The organism is Hymenobacter sp. DG01 (assembly GCF_006352025.1).
In the GTDB taxonomy this organism is placed as follows: domain Bacteria; phylum Bacteroidota; class Bacteroidia; order Cytophagales; family Hymenobacteraceae; genus Hymenobacter.
Genome location: NZ_CP040936.1, coordinates 3605134 through 3622298, shown reverse-complemented (window position 1 = coordinate 3622298; position 17165 = coordinate 3605134). Strand labels below are relative to the sequence as shown.

11 protein-coding genes are annotated in these 17165 nt (G+C 59.5%); 10 read left to right on the top strand and 1 reads right to left on the bottom strand.

The genetic code is table 11. The features are described 5' to 3' along the window. Nucleotides 1-119: 119 nt before the first annotated feature. The 3 genes from FGZ14_RS15330 (at nucleotide 120) to FGZ14_RS15320 (ending at nucleotide 5119) form a co-directional block, all read left to right on the top strand. A complete protein-coding gene (locus FGZ14_RS15330; RefSeq protein WP_139925089.1) occupies nucleotides 120-1967 on the top strand; it encodes an alpha-amylase family glycosyl hydrolase in 1848 nt (615 codons plus the stop codon). Nucleotides 1968-2138: 171 nt separating this feature from the next. Further along, nucleotides 2139-3752, top strand: coding sequence for an MFS transporter (locus FGZ14_RS22090; RefSeq protein WP_139925088.1), 1614 nt, complete (start codon nucleotides 2139-2141; stop codon nucleotides 3750-3752). 269 nt (nucleotides 3753-4021) lie between these two features. Further along, a complete protein-coding gene (locus FGZ14_RS15320; RefSeq protein ID WP_139925087.1) occupies nucleotides 4022-5119 on the top strand; it encodes a glycosyltransferase in 1098 nt (365 codons plus the stop codon). A 4-nt stretch (nucleotides 5120-5123) separates the two neighbouring features. Here FGZ14_RS15320 and FGZ14_RS15315 read toward each other — a convergent pair whose 3' ends face one another. Next, nucleotides 5124-5528, bottom strand: a complete 405-nt coding sequence (locus tag FGZ14_RS15315) for a hypothetical protein (protein WP_139925086.1) — start codon at nucleotides 5526-5528, stop codon at nucleotides 5124-5126. A gap of 242 nt (nucleotides 5529-5770) precedes the next feature. Here FGZ14_RS15315 and FGZ14_RS15310 point away from each other — a divergent pair, with 242 nt between their 5' ends. From FGZ14_RS15310 to mnmG, 7 genes are all read left to right on the top strand, one after another. Beyond that, on the top strand, nucleotides 5771-8803 hold the full coding sequence (locus FGZ14_RS15310; RefSeq protein ID WP_139925085.1) for a pitrilysin family protein: 3033 nt from the start codon (nucleotides 5771-5773) through the stop codon (nucleotides 8801-8803). Between the two features lie 101 nt (nucleotides 8804-8904). Further along, a complete protein-coding gene (locus tag FGZ14_RS15305; protein WP_139925084.1) occupies nucleotides 8905-9336 on the top strand; it encodes a hypothetical protein in 432 nt (143 codons plus the stop codon). A gap of 159 nt (nucleotides 9337-9495) precedes the next feature. After that, a complete protein-coding gene (locus FGZ14_RS15300; protein ID WP_139925083.1) occupies nucleotides 9496-12918 on the top strand; it encodes a DUF4175 family protein in 3423 nt (1140 codons plus the stop codon). A gap of 49 nt (nucleotides 12919-12967) precedes the next feature. Next, nucleotides 12968-13426 carry an ATP-binding protein gene (locus FGZ14_RS15295; RefSeq protein WP_110976090.1) on the top strand — a complete coding sequence of 153 codons (459 nt, stop codon included), beginning with the start codon at nucleotides 12968-12970 and terminating at the stop codon, nucleotides 13424-13426. Between the two features lie 12 nt (nucleotides 13427-13438). Continuing rightward, the gene (gene ybeY, locus FGZ14_RS15290; protein WP_139926130.1) at nucleotides 13439-13924 is read left to right on the top strand and encodes an rRNA maturation RNase YbeY; all 486 of its coding nucleotides are present in this window, start codon (nucleotides 13439-13441) and stop codon (nucleotides 13922-13924) included. Nucleotides 13925-14230: 306 nt separating this feature from the next. Then, nucleotides 14231-14959 (top strand): GNAT family N-acetyltransferase, encoded by a 729-nt coding sequence (locus FGZ14_RS15285; RefSeq protein ID WP_257883244.1) that lies wholly within the window; start codon nucleotides 14231-14233, stop codon nucleotides 14957-14959. Between the two features lie 327 nt (nucleotides 14960-15286). Beyond that, on the top strand, nucleotides 15287-17152 hold the full coding sequence (gene mnmG, locus FGZ14_RS15280) for a tRNA uridine-5-carboxymethylaminomethyl(34) synthesis enzyme MnmG (protein ID WP_139925082.1): 1866 nt from the start codon (nucleotides 15287-15289) through the stop codon (nucleotides 17150-17152). Nucleotides 17153-17165: the final 13 nt, after the last annotated feature.

Genomic DNA, 17165 nt, shown 5'->3' with positions numbered 1-17165 from the left:
GTTATGCATTGTTGGTTTGCCGGGTTGGAGGGGGTAGGCGAGTACGCTTTGTTTATTTTTCACCGATTCCGGCTGGCTGGCTCTGGCAACTCATAACCGGCAACTGACCACTGACACCTATGAAGTACCTGCTACTTCCCGCAGCGGCCCTCTCTCTGGGGCTGGCTTCGTTTTCCTCTTCTCTTCTGACTTCGCAACCTTCCGTGCCCGTGGCCGAAACCGCTTTTTCCTCGGACCCCAACACCACCGACGAGCAGCCCCAGGACCATAAGCTGGTGATCTACCAGATGATGACCCGCCTATTCGGTAACAAAACGGCCCTGAACAAGCCCTACGGTACGCTCCAGGAGAATGGGGTAGGCAAGTTCAACGACATCAGCAACACCGCCCTGCAGGCCATCCGCCGCATGGGGGCCTCGCACGTATGGTACACCGGCGTGCTGGAGCACGCCACCATGACGGACTACACCAAGCACGGCATTGCCCTCGATGATGCCGATGTAGTAAAAGGCCGCGCTGGCTCGCCCTACGCCGTAAAGGACTACTACGACGTGGACCCCGACCTGGCCGTGAACGTGAAGAGCCGCATGCAGGAGTTTGAGGCTCTGGTAAAGCGCACCCACGACAACAACCTCAAAGTCATCATCGACTTCATTCCCAACCACGTAGCCCGCACCTACAAGTCGGATGCGCGGCCGGCGGGGGTAGTGGACCTGGGCGAGAAGGACAACAAAACCAAGGCCTTCGCGCCCAACAACAACTTCTACTACCTGCCCGGCAAGTCGTTTGTGGTGCCGGCGGGCTACAACCCGCTGGGGCCGCTAACCGGCCCGCGCGAGGACAAGAAGTTTCAGGAAGTGCCCGCCAAGGCCACCGGCAACGACGTGTTTTCGGAAGCGCCCAAGGTGGACGACTGGTTTGAAACCATCAAGCTCAACTACGGCGTCGATTACCAGAGTGGGCGCGCCAAGCACTTCGAGCCCATTCCGGATACCTGGCTGAAAATGCGCGACATTCTGGTGTTTTGGACCAAGAAGGACGTGGACGGCTTCCGCTGCGACATGGCCGAAATGGTGCCCGTGGAGTTCTGGGCCTGGGTGATTCCGGAGCTCAAGAAGGTAAAGCCCGACCTCATCTTCATCGGCGAAGCCTACGACGCCAAAACCTACAAGATGTACATCGAGCAGGGCCACTTCGACTACCTCTACGACAAGGTAGGCCTCTACGACGGGCTGCGCCGCCTGATGCGCGGGGAGGGTACCACCGAGGATATTACCAAGGTGTGGAGTGAGGAAAGCCGCGGCTTCTCGGGCCACATGCTGCGCTTCCTGGAAAACCATGACGAGCAGCGCATTACCTCCAAAGACTTTGCCGGCAACCCCCGCGCCGCCATTCCGGCCATGACGGTTTCTGCCACCCTCGGTACCGGCCCCGTAATGTTGTACTTCGGGCAGGACGTAGGCGAGCCGGCCCACGGCTCCGAGGGCTTCTCGGGTGAGGACGGCCGCACGACCATCTTCGATTACTGGGGCGTGCCGGAGCACCAGAAGTGGATGAATGGGGGTAAGTTCGACGGTGGCAAGCTCAGCGAGGAGCAGAAGCAGTTGCAAGCATTTTACTCCCGGCTACTCAACCTCAGCAGCCAGAACGAGGCCATCCGCCGGGGTCGTTTCTATGAGCTACAGGATGCCAACAACCTGGGCAGCCAGTACAACCAGCGCCAGCTGTACACCTACCTGCGCTTCACCGACAAGCAGCGCCTGCTCATCGTAGCCAACTTCAGCCCCGATAAAACCTACCGCCCCACCATCCGCATCCCGAAGGAAGTGATGCAGCTGATGGGCTTGGACCCCACTCAGTTCCACACCTACACCGAACTGCTCAGCCAGGCCCCGGCCGTAGAAACCCTCAACCTCACGCTGGCTCCCCAAAGCGCCTACATCTTCGAAATCAAGCCGAAAGAGTGAGGAGGAGATGAGGAGATGAGGTAAGAAGTGACAGGAGAGAATAAGGTAACTGTCATCCTTCGCTTAGGCTCAGGATGACAAACAGTTCACCTCATCACCCCATCACCTCTTCACTTCATCACCTTTTACCTCATCACCCGACCTTCCTACCCCCTAACTTCCCACCAACCCATGGCAATTAGTGCAGCGGCTGCGCCCACCAGCACCCGCGAAAAACCCCGCCTGAGCTTCTGGCAGATCTGGAACATGAGCTTCGGCTTTCTGGGCATCCAATTTGGCTTCGAGCTGCAGAACTCCAACGTCAGCCGCATCTTCGAAACCCTGGGAGCCAACAAGGACGACATTCCGATTCTGTGGATTGCTGCCCCGGTAACTGGCCTGCTGGTGCAGCCCATCATCGGCTACCTCTCCGACCGCACCTGGAGCCCGCGCTTTGGTCGGCGCCGGCCATTCTTCCTGATTGGAGCCATTCTGGCCTCGCTGGCCCTGCTGGTGATGCCCAACTCCTCGGCCTTATGGATGGCGGGCGGTATGCTCTGGGTTATGGATGCTAGCATAAACATTTCCATGGAGCCCTTCCGCGCTTTCGTGGGCGACAAGCTGCCCTCGGAGCAACGGACTTCGGGTTTTGCCATGCAGAGCTTTTTCATCGGGGTAGGCTCGGTGGTAGCAGCCCTGCTGCCCTGGATATTTACTAACTGGCTGGGCATGAGCAATACCGCCCCGGCCGGCGAGATTCCACCCTCCGTGAAATGGGCCTTCTACGTGGGGGCGGCAGCCTTTCTCAGCTCGGTTATCTACACCGTGGTAACCAGCACCGAGACGCCGCCTGAGGACATGGAAGCGTTCCGGGCCGAAAACGCCAAGGTAGGTATGTGGGACGGCCTGCGCGAGTCGTTTGCCGGCATCTTCCACATGCCGGCCGCCATGCGTCAGCTGGCCGTGGTGCAGTTCTTCACTTGGTTTGCGCTGTTCTCGATGTGGATTTACGCCACCAACGCCGTAACCAGCAACATCTACAACATGCGCGTGGACGCGCCGCTGTATGAGAAACTGAAGACGCAGATAACCGGCGCTCCGGCGGCTAACGCCAATGCTAAGGAGCTGGACGGACTGAAGCGCGACGTAGCCGAAATCGATAAATTCCAAGCCGATAAAACCGATAAAGTGATTAGCCTGAATATGGCTAGCTACGCCGTGGACAAAGCTCAGCTAACGGAGCAGGACAAAGCCACGGCCAAGCGCGTGCGGCAGCAGTACAACGACGGCGCCGACTGGCTAAGTCTGTGTTCTTCGGTGCGTAACGGGGTAGCGGCTGTTTTCGCCTTTATCATTCCGCTGATTGCGGCCCGCACCAGCCGCCGCCGCACCCACATGCTCTGCCTGCTGCTCGGCGGCCTGGGTCTGGTGTCCTTGAAGTTTATCACCAACCCCGACTACATCATCGTGTCGATGAGCCTGGTGGGCATTGCCTGGGCCAGCATCCTCTCCATGCCGTACGCCATCCTGGCGGGCTCTTTGCCGGCTAACCGCATGGGCTACTACATGGGCGTGTTCAACTTCTTTATTGTGATTCCGCAGATTGTAGCGGCCACCATTCTGGGCTGGTTTACGGTGAACTTGTTCCAGGGCAACACCCTGAATACGCTGGTGTTGGGCGGGGCCAGCATGGTCCTGGCCGGCCTGCTCACCCTGCGCGTCCGCGACGACGACGATACCCACGCTGCAGCTGTCATGGAAAACCCCGGCTACGATACCCCGGTACTCACCAATCCGCGGGCATAACCCTACCCCCATTTGAGTACGAAAACCCCGGCCCCCTTTGCAGCCGGGGTTTTCACGTTTTTATGGGGTAGCTACCGGCTATGCCGCACCGCCCCCTGGCACGGGCAGCACCGAAATCAGGCTCCGTATTTCTACGCAGTTAGTTGGCTGGAAAATCAGCATTTAACCGGCAACGGCAACCCCCTGCTTCCTCGTATTTCTTAGTCGCGCCACGCTCCTGCTTTCCCTTATCCTAAACACCGTGGCCTGCGTTGGCTTAGCTGCTTTCTATGGCGTTTACTACGATTTTCTTCGGGCTGTTCTTCGGTATTTTTCTGGTGGTGCTCGTGTTGCTGGTGGTGTCGCGGCGGCGCCTGCAGCCCACTAACATCCGGCCCCGCGTGAGCATTCTGATTGCCGCGCGCAACGAAGAAGCCACTATCATCCGCTGCCTCACGGCCCTGACCAGGCTCAACTACCCTGCCGGGCAGCTGGAAATCCTCATCGGCGACGATGCCTCCACCGACAACACGGCCGCGCTGGTTGAGGAGTTCATCCAGGACAAGCCCCAGTTCCGGCTCCTGAGCATCCGGCAGCGCCTGGGCACGGCCCGGGGCAAGAGCAACGCCCTGGCCCACCTCTGCCGCGCCGCCACCACCGAGTACCTCCTGTTCACCGACGCCGACATGGCTCTCCACCCCGATTGGGTCCAGACCATGCTGGCCGCTGCCCCCGAGGGGGTAGGCATCGTGACGGGCATTACCACAGCCGAGGGTAACCTGTTTGGCCGCCTCCAGGGCCTCGACTGGCTGTTTGGCCTCAGCCTGATCCGAATGCTGACCGATCTGGGCCTGCCCATTACGGCCGTCGGCAACAACATGCTGGTGACCCGCAAGGCCTACGAGTCGATTGGGGGCTACGAGGCGCTGGCCTTCAGCATTACCGAGGACCTGCAGCTGTTTGAGAAGGTAGTGGCCCAGGGCTGGGGGTACCGCAACATCATCACACCCAGCGCCCTGGGTATTTCGGTGGCCCAGCCTACGGTGCAGTGCCTGCTGCAGCAGCGTAAGCGCTGGATGAAAGGTGCCGTGCGGCTACCCTGGCAGCTGAGCCTACTGTTCAGCTCCTACAGTATTTTCTACACCATTCTGGGCTGGCCCGGTCTGCTGCCGCCCGAAACCATTGGGCTGCTGTACGGAGCCAAAGTAGCCTGCCAAACGCTGTTTCTGCTGATTACCCTGCGCCAGGCCGGCCACCGCGAAAACCTGGCCGTGCTGCTGGTGTACGATGTGTACCTGCTGTTTATGTCGTTGGCGGTGCTGGCTTATACGTGGTGGCCCTCCGGCATTCAGTGGAAGGAGCGGCGTTACCGCTGGGCCGAGGGGTAGGAAACTACCGGCCGGTTTGCAGCCAGGCGTAGGCCGGCATTTCCTCGGTAAAGACCCGGATAGCCAGGCCACTGCCGCTGTTGTTGAACTCAGCCAGGCGCGGCTCCAGTACCTCGGCATAGTAGGGGGTAGTAAAGTACGCCAGCCGCCGGTCGGGGCCGGGCAGCGCCTGCTGAAACGCGGTGGCAAACTCCTGCAGAATCCAGTGCAGATCGGCTACATCGGCCAGGCCGCGGCTGCGCAAATCTATCAGCCACTGCCGGGCCTGCTGCTGTTCGGCCAACTGCAGGGCAGCCAGGTAGCCGGCGCGGTGCTCGGCCGAGGTGGCCGGCCGCGTCCAGCGCATGAACAGCACGTGCAAATCGGGGCGGTAGGAAATACGCAGGTAGTCAGAGTCAAAAGCAGACATTCTTAGAATAGAGTAGCAGCAAACCGGTAAGCTCCACCGTAGTGTTTTTATTTTACAAAACAGCTGATTTCCGGTGATATTCGCCGCAGGCGGCAGCCCGTGTGAGCGGGCCGGAGCGCGGTAAACCAGTGTGTGCACAGTACGGCCCCGGGGCGGGGCAGGTTGATGCAGCCGCCGAGCATTGTATTTGTCTTTCGGCGCGTAACTTCCCGCTGCATTCCACTCACTCTAGTTTATTCCGAATGACTCGCAACCACTTGTTGCTGCTGGGCCTGGGAGCCTCGCTGGCATACCAGCCCGCTCAGGCTCAGCAAAAACCAGCTACCAAGCCCGCTACCGTTACCAAAGCGGCCACTGCTACCGCCGGCGGCGCCCGCCTGGTAGAAAAAGTAACCCGCAAGGGCTCGGAGCTGGTAATTCCGTACGAAAAGTACGTGCTGCCCAACGGCCTTACCCTGATTATCACCGAAGACCACTCTGATCCGCTGGTGCACGTGGACGTAACCTACCACGTAGGCTCGGCCCGGGAGCAGATCGGCAAGTCGGGCTTTGCCCACTTCTTTGAGCACATGATGTTCCAGGGCTCCGATAACGTAGCCGACGAGCAGCACTTCAAGACCGTAACGGCCGCCGGCGGTACCCTCAACGGCACCACCAACCGCGACCGGACCAACTACTTTGAGACGGTGCCCAGCAACCAGCTGGAAACGGCCCTGTGGCTGGAGGCCGACCGCATGGGCTTCCTGCTGGATGCCGTAACCCAGCAGAAGTTTGAGGTGCAGCGCTCCACCGTGAAAAACGAGCGGGGTCAGAACTACGACAACCGCCCCTACGGTCTGGCCTCGGAAAACGTGGCCCGCACCCTTTACCCCTACGGCCACCCCTATAGCTGGCTGACCATCGGCTACCTCGAAGACCTGGACCGCTCCGACGTAAACGACCTCAAGAACTTCTTCCTGCGCTGGTACGGCCCCAACAACGCTACCCTCACCGTGGGCGGCGACGTGAAGCCCCAGGAAGTAGTACGCCTGGCCGAGAAGTACTTTGGCCCCATCAGCAAGGGTCCGGCCGTAGCCGCCCAGAAGCTGGCCGCTCCCCAGCTCAGCCAGGACCGCTACGTGAGCTACCAGGACAATGTGCGCCTGCCCATGCTGCAGATGGTGTTCCCGACGGTGCCCAACGGCCACCCCGATGAGTACGCCCTCGATGCGCTGGCCGAAATCATCGGGCAGGGCAAAAACTCGCTGCTCTACAAAAACCTGATTAAAACCCAGCAGGCCGCTCAGGCTCAGTCGTACAACAGCTCCTCGGAGCTGGCCGGCGAGTTTGCCCTTATTGCCCTGCCCTTCCCTGGCAAAGGCCTCGACAGCCTGGAAACCCAGCTGCGCCGCAGCCTGCTGGAGTTTGAGCGCACCGGCGCTACCCCCGAGCAGGTGGCCCGCTTCAAGGCCAGCACCGAAGCCCAGGTGGTAAACAGCCTGGCCAGCGTAAACGGCAAGGTTAGCCAGCTGGCCGCCAACCAAACCTTCTTCGGCAACCCCAACCGCCTGCCCGAGGAGCTCAAGCGCCTGCGCGCCGTAACGCCCGCCGAGGTGAACCGCGTGTACAACCAGTACCTCAAAGGCAAGCACGCCGTTATTCTGAGCGTGGTGCCCAAGAGCGGCAGCGTGAAGCCCGCCAAGGCCGATAACTACACCGTATCGAAGGAGGGCTACAAAGCTCCCAACTACGGCTACGACGGCCTGACCTACGTGAAAGCCAAGGACAGCTTCGACCGGAGCCAGCAGCCCAAATCGGGCACCAACCCCGTGGTGCAGGTGCCCCAGGTGTGGCAGGCTTCCCTGGATAATGGCCTGCGCCTGATGGGCTCGCGCAACACGGAAATCCCGACGGTGACCATGCTGCTGACCATCCGCGGCGGCCACCGCCTGGAGCAGGCCATGCCCGGCAAGGCCGGTATTGCCTCCCTCACGGCCAGCCTGCTGAACGAGGGCACCCAGAAGTACACCGGGGAGCAGTTCAGCTCGGAGCTCGACAAGCTGGGCAGCACCATCCGGGTTTCGGCCGGCGATGATAACACAACCATCTACGTGCAGAGCCTGACCAAGAACCTGCCCGCTACCATGAAGCTGCTGGAGGAGCGCCTGCTGCGCCCCCGCTTCGATGAGGCCGACTTCGCCCGCCTCAAGAAGCAGACCCTGGAGGCCATTGCCAACCAGAACACTCAGCCCGTTGTCATTGCCAACAAAACCTACGACCGGCTGGTGTATGGCCCGGCCAACATTATGAGCGTGCCCGCCAGCGGCACCACGGCCTCCGTTACCAGCCTGACTCTGGACGACGTAAAGCAGTTCTACCAGCAGAACTACGCCCCCAACGTGAGCTACCTGGTAGCCGTGGGCGACGTAGATCAGCCCACGCTCACCAACCAGCTCGGCTTCCTGAAGGGCTGGACGAAGAAAGAGGTAAGCCTGCCGGCCGGCGAAACCGCCGCCCAGCCCGACAAAACCCGCATCTACTTCGTGAACAAGGACGGGGCCGCTCAGTCAGAAATCCGGGTGGGGTACCTCACGCCGCTTACCTACGACGCTACCGGCGACTATTACCGTGCCTACCTTTCGAACTATATCCTGGGCGGGGCCTTTAACTCGCGCATCAACCTGAACCTGCGTGAGGACAAGGGCTACACTTATGGCGCCCGTTCGGGCTTCCAGGCCACGCGCTACGTAGGCCCTTACACGGCCAGCGCCGGCGTGCGCGCCGATGCCACGGCCGCCTCGGTGAAGGAGTTCATGAAGGAAATCCAGAACTACCGCAACGGTATTACCGATGAGGAGCTGCAGTTCCTGCAATCGTCGGTGGGCCAGAACGACGCCCTGCGCTACGAAACCGGCCAGCAGAAGGCCGCCTTCCTCTCGCGCTTGCTGGAGTACGACTTGGGCACCGACTACGTGAAGCAGCAGAACGACATCCTGAAAGCCCTGAAGAAGGAAGACGTGCAGACCATTTCCCAGAAATACCTGCCCGCCGACAAGATGTACATTGTAGTGGTTGGCGACCGGGCCAAGGCTTTCCCCGGCCTCGCGGAGCTGGGCTACGAAGTAGTAGAGCTGGACGCCGAAGGCAACCGCGTGGCGGCCGCTGCTCCGGCCCCTGCCCCGGCTGCTTCCGTTACGCCCCCGGCCGAGAATGAGAAGATGAAAATCAAGACCAAAGACGCCGACGGTAAAAAGGAGAAGCGCAAAGCCAAGAAAGACAAAGAGGACGCCAAGTAACCACTAGGTTTTCCTACCCCCTGCAAAAGCCTGAACCCAGTGGGTTCAGGCTTTTTCGTATTTATGGCAATCCTCTATCTACCGTTTCCGGGCCCTATTCTATGAAATCAATCCTCTCCTATGCTAGAATACTTCTGCTCTGTATGGCACTGGCTGCCTGGGGCAGAATCTTTTGTGAGTCCCAATCGATGATGAGTTGGAAAGAACTGGCCGGCAAACCCATTACGCTGTGGATGAAGACGGCAGCGCAGAACTTTGCCGCTGAGTTCTTCTTCTTTGGGATCTGGCATATTCTGGCAAGCGCCACCTATGGCATATATCTTTTGATATCTCGCAAAGGCATTTCACTGGGGCGCAGAGTAATTGCTGGCATTCTGAATGGATTTGGGTGGGCTTTAGTAGTGCTTTGGGCGAATAACATGCTGCAAGCCTGGCGGACACAAGAAGTGTATTCTCTGCTCTGCCTGTACGCCGCACTAGGGGGCATATTCGCGCTGTTGCACTACAAAGAGTTTGTTTACGCCAAGGCATAAACCTGGTGCCGCCCCTGGCGGCAGGCTCAGGCGACTGACCGCCATGCCGGCTGCCATAAAACACTCACGGAACCTCTTGCCCGGCTTCGCGTGTAGCCTAGATGCAGCCGCCGGGGCGAAATACGTATCTTTCCCAAGCCCATATTAGGCGGCAAACCTATGGTAGTGGAGAAAGACCCCGCAACGACCCGGGCCCTGGACGATGTACTGGCCCGCCTCGATGCCTTTAAGCGCAAGTTTTACCTGAGTCTGCTGGTTCGCGGAGCCCTCGTGGCTGGCGGCCTGCTGCTCAGCTTATTCCTGGTGTTCAACCTGCTCGAATACTTCCTGTACCTGCCCACCTGGGTGCGGGCCGGGCTGCTGTTCGGGTTTGTAGCGGGCATGCTTTACGCCTTCGGGCGTTGGATCTGGCAACCCCTGGCGGCCCTGACTAACCTGCGCCGTATGCTGAGCGATGAGCAAGCCGCCCGCAGGGTAGGGGAGCTGTTCCCGGATGTGCAGGACAAGCTCCTGAACGCGCTGCAGCTGCGCGGCCAGGCCCAGGAAAACGCTTTGCTGGCCGCCAGCCTGGAGCAGCGCGCCGGGCAGCTACGCGGCGTGGAGTTCAGCCAGGGCATTAACATTCAGGCCCAGACCAAGCCCCTGTGGAAGTACGTGGCTATTCCGGGAGCCGTGGTGGTGTTGCTGCTGCTGGTGTACCCCAGCCTGTTCGTGCAGGGCACCGAGCGGATTCTGAACTACAATCAGAAGTATAGTCCGCCTGCTCCATTCCGCTTCGTGGTGGAAAACAGGAACCTCACGGCGTTCAAAGGCGAAGACTTTACCTTGAACGTGACGGTAGAGGGCGAGGCCCTGCCCAACGAAATCAGCATTGTGTACGGCGGCCGGGAGCGTCACCTGGTGCGCGAAACCGGCAACCGCTTCCGCTACGACTTCCGGCAGCTGCGCGAAAACGTGGAATTCCAGCTGGTCGCCGCCGGCTTTACCTCCCCGGAGTACGACCTGACCGTGAAGGCCCGGCCCAACCTGCGCGACTTTACCGTGCGGGTTTCCTACCCCACCTACTTGGGCAAACCCGCCGAAACCATCCGCAACTCCGGCAACCTCACGGTGCCCGAGGGCTCAGACCTGCGCTGGGAGTTCCAGACCGAAGCCACCGACCAGCTGCAGCTGAAGTTCCGCAACCCCGATGAGGTAGTAAGCGCCCAGCCCGACGACGAGCAATTTCTGCTTTCCCGCCGGGCCATGCGCAGCCAGCAGTATTCGGTACACCTGCGCAACGCCAACAGCCTCAACCGGGACCCCATCGAATACCAGATTACCGTCATTCCGGATCAGGTGCCCGACGTGACGCTGGAAGCGTTTCAGGATACTACCTCCTTGCGCTACCTCGCCCTGGGCGGCAACGTGCGCGACGATTATGGCCTTTCTCGCCTGCAGCTGCATTACCGCGTGCTGAGCAAGGGCCGCCCGAATGCTGCTTACCAGACCCGCGCCCTACCCCTGGGCAGCGGCCCAAGTCAGAGCTACGCCTACCAATGGGATGTACGCCCCTTGAACATGCGCCCCGGCGACCGGCTGGAGTACTTCGTGCAGGTGTGGGACAATGATGGCGTGCACGGGCCGAAGTCGGCGCGGAGCCGCACCGCCGAGTTCCGCCTGCCCTCGCGCACTGAGTTACGCCAGCAGCTGGCTTCTCAAAGTCAGGCTGTGCAAAGCCAACTCAGTCAGGCCGCCCAGCAAAGCAAGAAGATGGAGCGGGAGCTAGCCAAGGCCGAGGACAAGCTGAAAGTAAAGCGCGACCTGAACTTCCAGGACCGCAAGCAGCTGCGCGACATGCTCGACCAGAAGCAGCAGATGGACCAAGCCCTCGACGAGCTAAAGCGCCAGTTTGAGCAGCTCCAGGAGCAGCAAAACCAGCTGGACCCGCAGAAGAATGAGGAGCTGGCCCAGAAAGCTGAGGAGCTGAAAAAGCTGATGGAAACCCTGCTCGACCCCGAGACCAAGAAGCTCTATGAGGAGCTGCAGAAGTTGCTGGAACAACAACAAGACCAAAACCAGCCCGAGATGCAGCGCCTGATGCAGCAGCTCGAAAACAAGGAGAATACCCTGCAGAAAGAGCTGGAGCGGGCCCTGGAAATGTTTAAGCAACTGCAGTTTGAGCAGAAGCAGGACCAAGCCCTGGAAAAGCTCCAGCAGCTGGCCCAAGAGCAGCAGAAGCTGGCCGACGAAACTCAGAAGAACGACAAGAACAACCCTGACAATAACCTCAGCAAAGACCAGCAGCAGCAAAAGCAGCAGGACCTGAAGCAGCAGCAAGCCGAGCAGCAGCAGAAGTTCGACGAGCTGAAGCAGGACCTCAAAGACATGAAGGAGTTGGACCAGCAGCTCGGCGGCGAAAACCAGGCCGACGAGATGAAGCAGGACCAGCAGCAGGTAGATGAGCAGCAGCAGGACAGCCAAGAGCAGCTGGGCAAAAATCAGAACCAGAAGGCCAGCCAGAGCCAGAAGCAGGCCGCCCAGAAAATGCAGCAGATGGCCCAGAAGATGCAGCAGCAGATGAACGAAGAAGAGCAGGACCAGCAGCAGGAAAACATCGACGACCTGCGCGACATCCTCGAAAACCTGCTCAAGCTCTCCTTCGATCAGGAAAACCTGATGAAGCAGTTCCGCACCGTGGATCAGTCGGACCCGCGCTTTGTGCAGCTCGGCCAGACCCAGCGCAAGCTCAAGGACGATGCCCGGGTGGTGCAGGACTCGCTGTATGCCTTGGCCAAGCGCGTGTTCCAGATCAAATCGTTCGTGACGCGTGAGGTAGGCGAGATGAACGGCCGCATGGACGAAAGCCTCGACCAGATTCGGCAGCGCAACGTGGGTAGGGCTACCAGCTCCCAGCAGCTGGCCATGACCAGCATGAACAACTTGGCGCTTATGCTAAACGATGCGCTCCAGCAAATGCAGGAACAGCAGCGCCAAAGCCAGAGCCAGCAACAACAGGGTGGCGGTAAGCCGGGCCGCAAAAAGAAGAAAGGCAGCTCGGCCGGCGAAGGCCAACTGGGCCGCATGCAGCAGCAGCTCAACCAGCAGATTCAGCAGCTTCAGCAGAGCGGTAAGCAAGGCCGGGCCCTCTCCGAAGAGCTGGCTAAACTAGCTGGGCAGCAGCAAATGCTCCGGCAGGCTATGCAGGAGCTGGAGCGCATGCAGCAGAAAGGCGGCGGCAAACCCGGAAACAATAAAGACGGGAAAGGCCAGGACGGCGCCGGGGGCCTCGGCGACGTCAAAAAAATGATGGAACAAACCGAAACCGACCTCGTAAACAAGCGGCTGACGGAGCAGACTATCATGCGCCAGCGCCAAATCCTGACTCGTTTGCTGGAAGCCGAGAAGTCGGCCCGGGAGCGGGACCAAGATGATAAGCGCGAAGCGCAGACGGCTCAGAACCGCCCGCCTGTGTTTCCGCCGGCGTTTCAGCAATACAAACGCCAGCAAAACCGGCAGACGGAGCTGCTCCGCACCGTGCCGCCGGCCCTCACGCCGTACTATCAGCGGGAGGTAAGTGAATATTTTCAAAAAATGAAGTAGCGTTCAGCTACTTTTACCGCCCCAACGCCGTCTTCCCTTTTTCTTTTCTATGAAGCAGGTTAAAATTCAGATTCCTTCGCTCGTCGAGAACATCCGCGTGGTGGAAAGCTTTATCGACAACTCGAAGGATACGTTTCACATCGAAGACGATATCTACGGAAACATTATGGTGGCCGTCACGGAGGCGGTAAACAACGCTATCCGGCACGGCAATAAGTTCGATAAAGACAAGAACGTCTTCCTTTCTCTGTTCGTGGATCAGGACCGGGTGAAGTTTGAAATCGAGGATGAAGGCACCGGTTTCGACTACACCAACCTGATTGACCCCACGGCCCCCGAAAACCTCGAAAACCCCGGCGGCCGCGGCATCTTCCTGATCCGCCACTTGGCCGATGAGGTAGAGTTCACCAAGGATGGCCGCAATGTGCAGCTCACCTTCATGCTACCCGCTCCTTCGGCCTCCGAAGCTGGCTCGGCCGTGAACGGCGCCGAAACCGCTACCCACTAGTTTTTGCTTGCAATGAGCGACCTGCCCACCGAGTACGACGATCAGGAGCACGATGACTTCGGCCACGACGAAGGCCCAGGTATTGAGTTTCTGGTAGAGGATGTTGATTTCGAGCTGGCCGACGCCCAGGACCTGACCTCCTGGATTGAGCGCGTAGCGGAGGTGCACGAGCATGAAATTGTGCAGCTCACCTACATCTTCTGCTCCGATGAATACCTGCACAAGGTAAACATGGAGTACCTGGAGCACGACACCTACACCGACGTCATCACTTTCGATAACGCCGACGACGCCGACATCATTGAAGGCGACATCTTTATTTCGGTGGAGCGCGTGCGCGAAAATGCCCAGATCCACGGCGTTTCGTTCCGCGACGAGCTGCACCGCGTGATGATTCACGGTGTGCTGCACCTGCTTGGCTACGCCGATAAGGATTTGCTCAGCCAGACCGCCATGCGCAAGAAAGAAGACGACTGCCTGCTGTTGCGCACCTTCTAAGGGGGTAGGACATCTGATATACTAAGAAACGCCCGCCCTTCAGGTGGGCGTTTTTGTGAGGTGTCTGGTCGGTTGATGTTACTGACATTTGGGTAGATATAGGGGGTAGGGATGATGCAATAAATGGCACGGTCGGCGCGGCTGTTATAGAAAGAACGTCATTCCGAGCTTGTCGAGGAACCTCGCGTGCTGATGTTGCAACGCTATTCATATATCAGCACGCGAGATTCCTCGACAAGCTCGGAATGACGTTCTTGTTAGACATGTAATGCTACCTATCCGCACGCACTCTACTATCTTTCCGTAATGGCTGCTACCCCTCCTTACCTGCCTATCATCCGGGGCGATGCGCTGGATTTCTACCTGAGCCAGGGTTACTACCGGATGCACCAGGACCTGTTTACCTGCCGTTTCCTACCCCTCGACGACGACCTATACACCGTGCACTGGCTGCGGCTGATGCTCAGTCAGGTGCAGTACGGCCCGGAGCAGCGCCGCCTGCTGCGCTACAACGAGCGGTTTACCACCGTTATCCGTCCCTTTCGGCTCACAGAGGAATATGAGGAGTTGTACGCCCTCTACCGCAGCTCCATCACCTTCGATGCGCCCGAAACGGTAGAAGCGTTTCTGCTGGCCGGCGCCACCCACAACGTGTTTACTACCGAGGTGATTGAGGTGCGCGACGAAGGCCAGCTGATTGCGGTGGGCATTTTTGACAGCGGCGCCCGCAGCATTGCCGGCATCATGAACTTCTACCACCCAGCCTACCGCAAGCACAGCCTGGGCAAGTACCTGATGCTGCTCAAAATAAACCAGGCCTTACACCTGCACAAAGCCTACTACTACCCCGGCTACCTGGTGCATCGCTACCCCAAGTTCGATTACAAGCTGTTTCCCTGTCTGGCTGCCACGGAAGTGTTTGATGCTGCCACAGGCCAATGGCTGCCGTTTTCGTGGGAGGCGGTGGCTGCTCAATCAGCTGAATTGCTGGCCGATTGGCCTACTGACTATTTGAATAACGACTTGACCGAATAAGTTGGGTAGCTGTGCTTGGTGAAGATTTCCGCCATGGGCCATCTGCCAGCCACTACCCCATCGTTGCGCGCAAAACAGAAGCGGAGTGCGTATCTTTGCACACGTTTTGAGCGTGTTGCGTGCTGCTTTCTGACCTTGGATTGCTGATCAAGCGCCCGCCCCGAACGCGGGCGTTTTCTGTTTGCAGAAGTCCAAAGCTTCGGCTTCGGGGCTTGTTGAACGACTGAGGACGCTTCTTGTGTTACCCCGAACGAATCAGTCAGCCACCGCTGGCTTCCAGTTCATTGATGCGCGACCTATCCCGGTTGTGCTACAGCCTACCCCGCCATGCAGCAAGAAGAGTACGACGTTATTGTAGTAGGAGCCGGCCACGCTGGCTGTGAAGCCGCCGCGGCCGCCGCCAACATGGGCTCCAAGGTCCTGCTCGTGACGATGAACATGAACACCATCGCCCAAATGTCGTGCAACCCGGCCATGGGCGGGGTGGCCAAAGGCCAGATCGTGCGCGAGGTGGACGCGCTGGGCGGGCAGTCGGGCATCATCACCGACAAAACCATGATTCAGTTCCGGATGCTGAACCGCTCGAAAGGCCCCGCCATGTGGAGCCCACGGGCCCAGAGTGACCGGATGCGCTTTGCCGAAGAGTGGCGCCTGACCCTGGAGCAAACCCTGAACGTGGACTTCTGGCAGGAAGCCGTAATGGGCATCTTGGTGGAGAATGACACGGTAGTAGGGGTGAAGACCCAGCTCGGCATTGAGTTTCGGGGCAAAGCCGTAGTGCTGACCAACGGTACGTTTCTGAACGGCCTCATCCACATTGGGGAGAAGCAGTTTGGGGGCGGGCGCGCCGCCGAAAGCCGCAGCACCGGCATCACGGAGCAGCTGAAGGAGCTAGGCTTTGAGGCCGGCCGCATGAAAACCGGCACCCCGCCCCGCGTAGATGGCCGCAGCCTGGACTACTCCAAGATGGAGGAGCAGCCCGGCGACGAGGTGCCCAGCAAATTTTCCTACCTCGATACGCCGGCTCTAGTGAAGCAGCGCCCCTGTTACATTACCTACACCAACCCCGAGGTACACGAAATCCTGAAGGAAGGCTTCGAGAAGTCGCCGATGTTCCAGGGCCGCATCAAGGGCCTGGGGCCACGCTACTGCCCTTCGGTGGAGGATAAAATCAACCGTTTCGCTGATAAGGACCGCCACCAGATTTTCGTGGAGCCCGAGGGCTGGAGCACGGTGGAGGTGTACGTAAACGGCTTCAGCAGCTCCCTGCCCGAGGACGTGCAGTACCGCGCCCTGCGCAAAATTGCCGGCTTCGAGAATGCCAAGATGTTCCGCCCGGGCTACGCCATCGAGTACGACTTCTTCCCGCCCACCCAGTTGCAGCTGACTCTGGAAACCAAACGCATCAGCAACCTTTACTTCGCGGGCCAGATCAACGGCACCACGGGCTACGAGGAAGCGGCTTGCCAGGGCCTGATGGCCGGCATTAATGCTCACAACAAAGTGCATGGCAAGGAGCCCTTCATCCTGAAGCGGAGCGAAGCCTACATTGGCGTGCTCATTGATGACCTCGTAAACAAAGGCACCGACGAGCCCTACCGTATGTTCACGAGCCGGGCTGAGCACCGCCTCCTGCTGCGCCAGGACAACGCCGACTTACGCCTTACCCCGCTGGGCTACGCCCTGGGCCTGGCCTCGGAAGAGCGTATGGAGCGGGTACGCGAGAAGGAAAATCAGACAGCTGAGGTGGTAGAGCTGCTGAAAAGCTTCGGCATCGAGCCCCAGGAAATCAACGACTGGCTCACGGAAATTGGCTCGGCTACTATCCATGAGAAAACGCGCGCGGTAAACCTGCTGCGCCGCCCCAACGTGGACCTGCCGGCCCTGGCCCGTGTACTACCTGGCCTCACACTGGCCCTGGCGCCCTATGGCCCCGAGGCTCTGGAGCAAGCCGAAATTCTGGTGAAGTACGAGTCCTACCTCGTGAAGGAGCACCAACAGGCCGCGCGCGTGCAGGAGCTGGAAAATTTCCAGATCAGAGGCCGCCTCGACTACCATGCCATGCCCGCCCTCTCGCACGAGGCCCGCGAGAAGCTGCTCAAGATTCAGCCCGAAACTCTGGGCCAGGCTTCGCGCATCAGCGGCGTGTCCCCGGCCGACGTGTCGGTGCTCATGGTGTACTTGGGGCGGTAGAGCCTTGCCATGC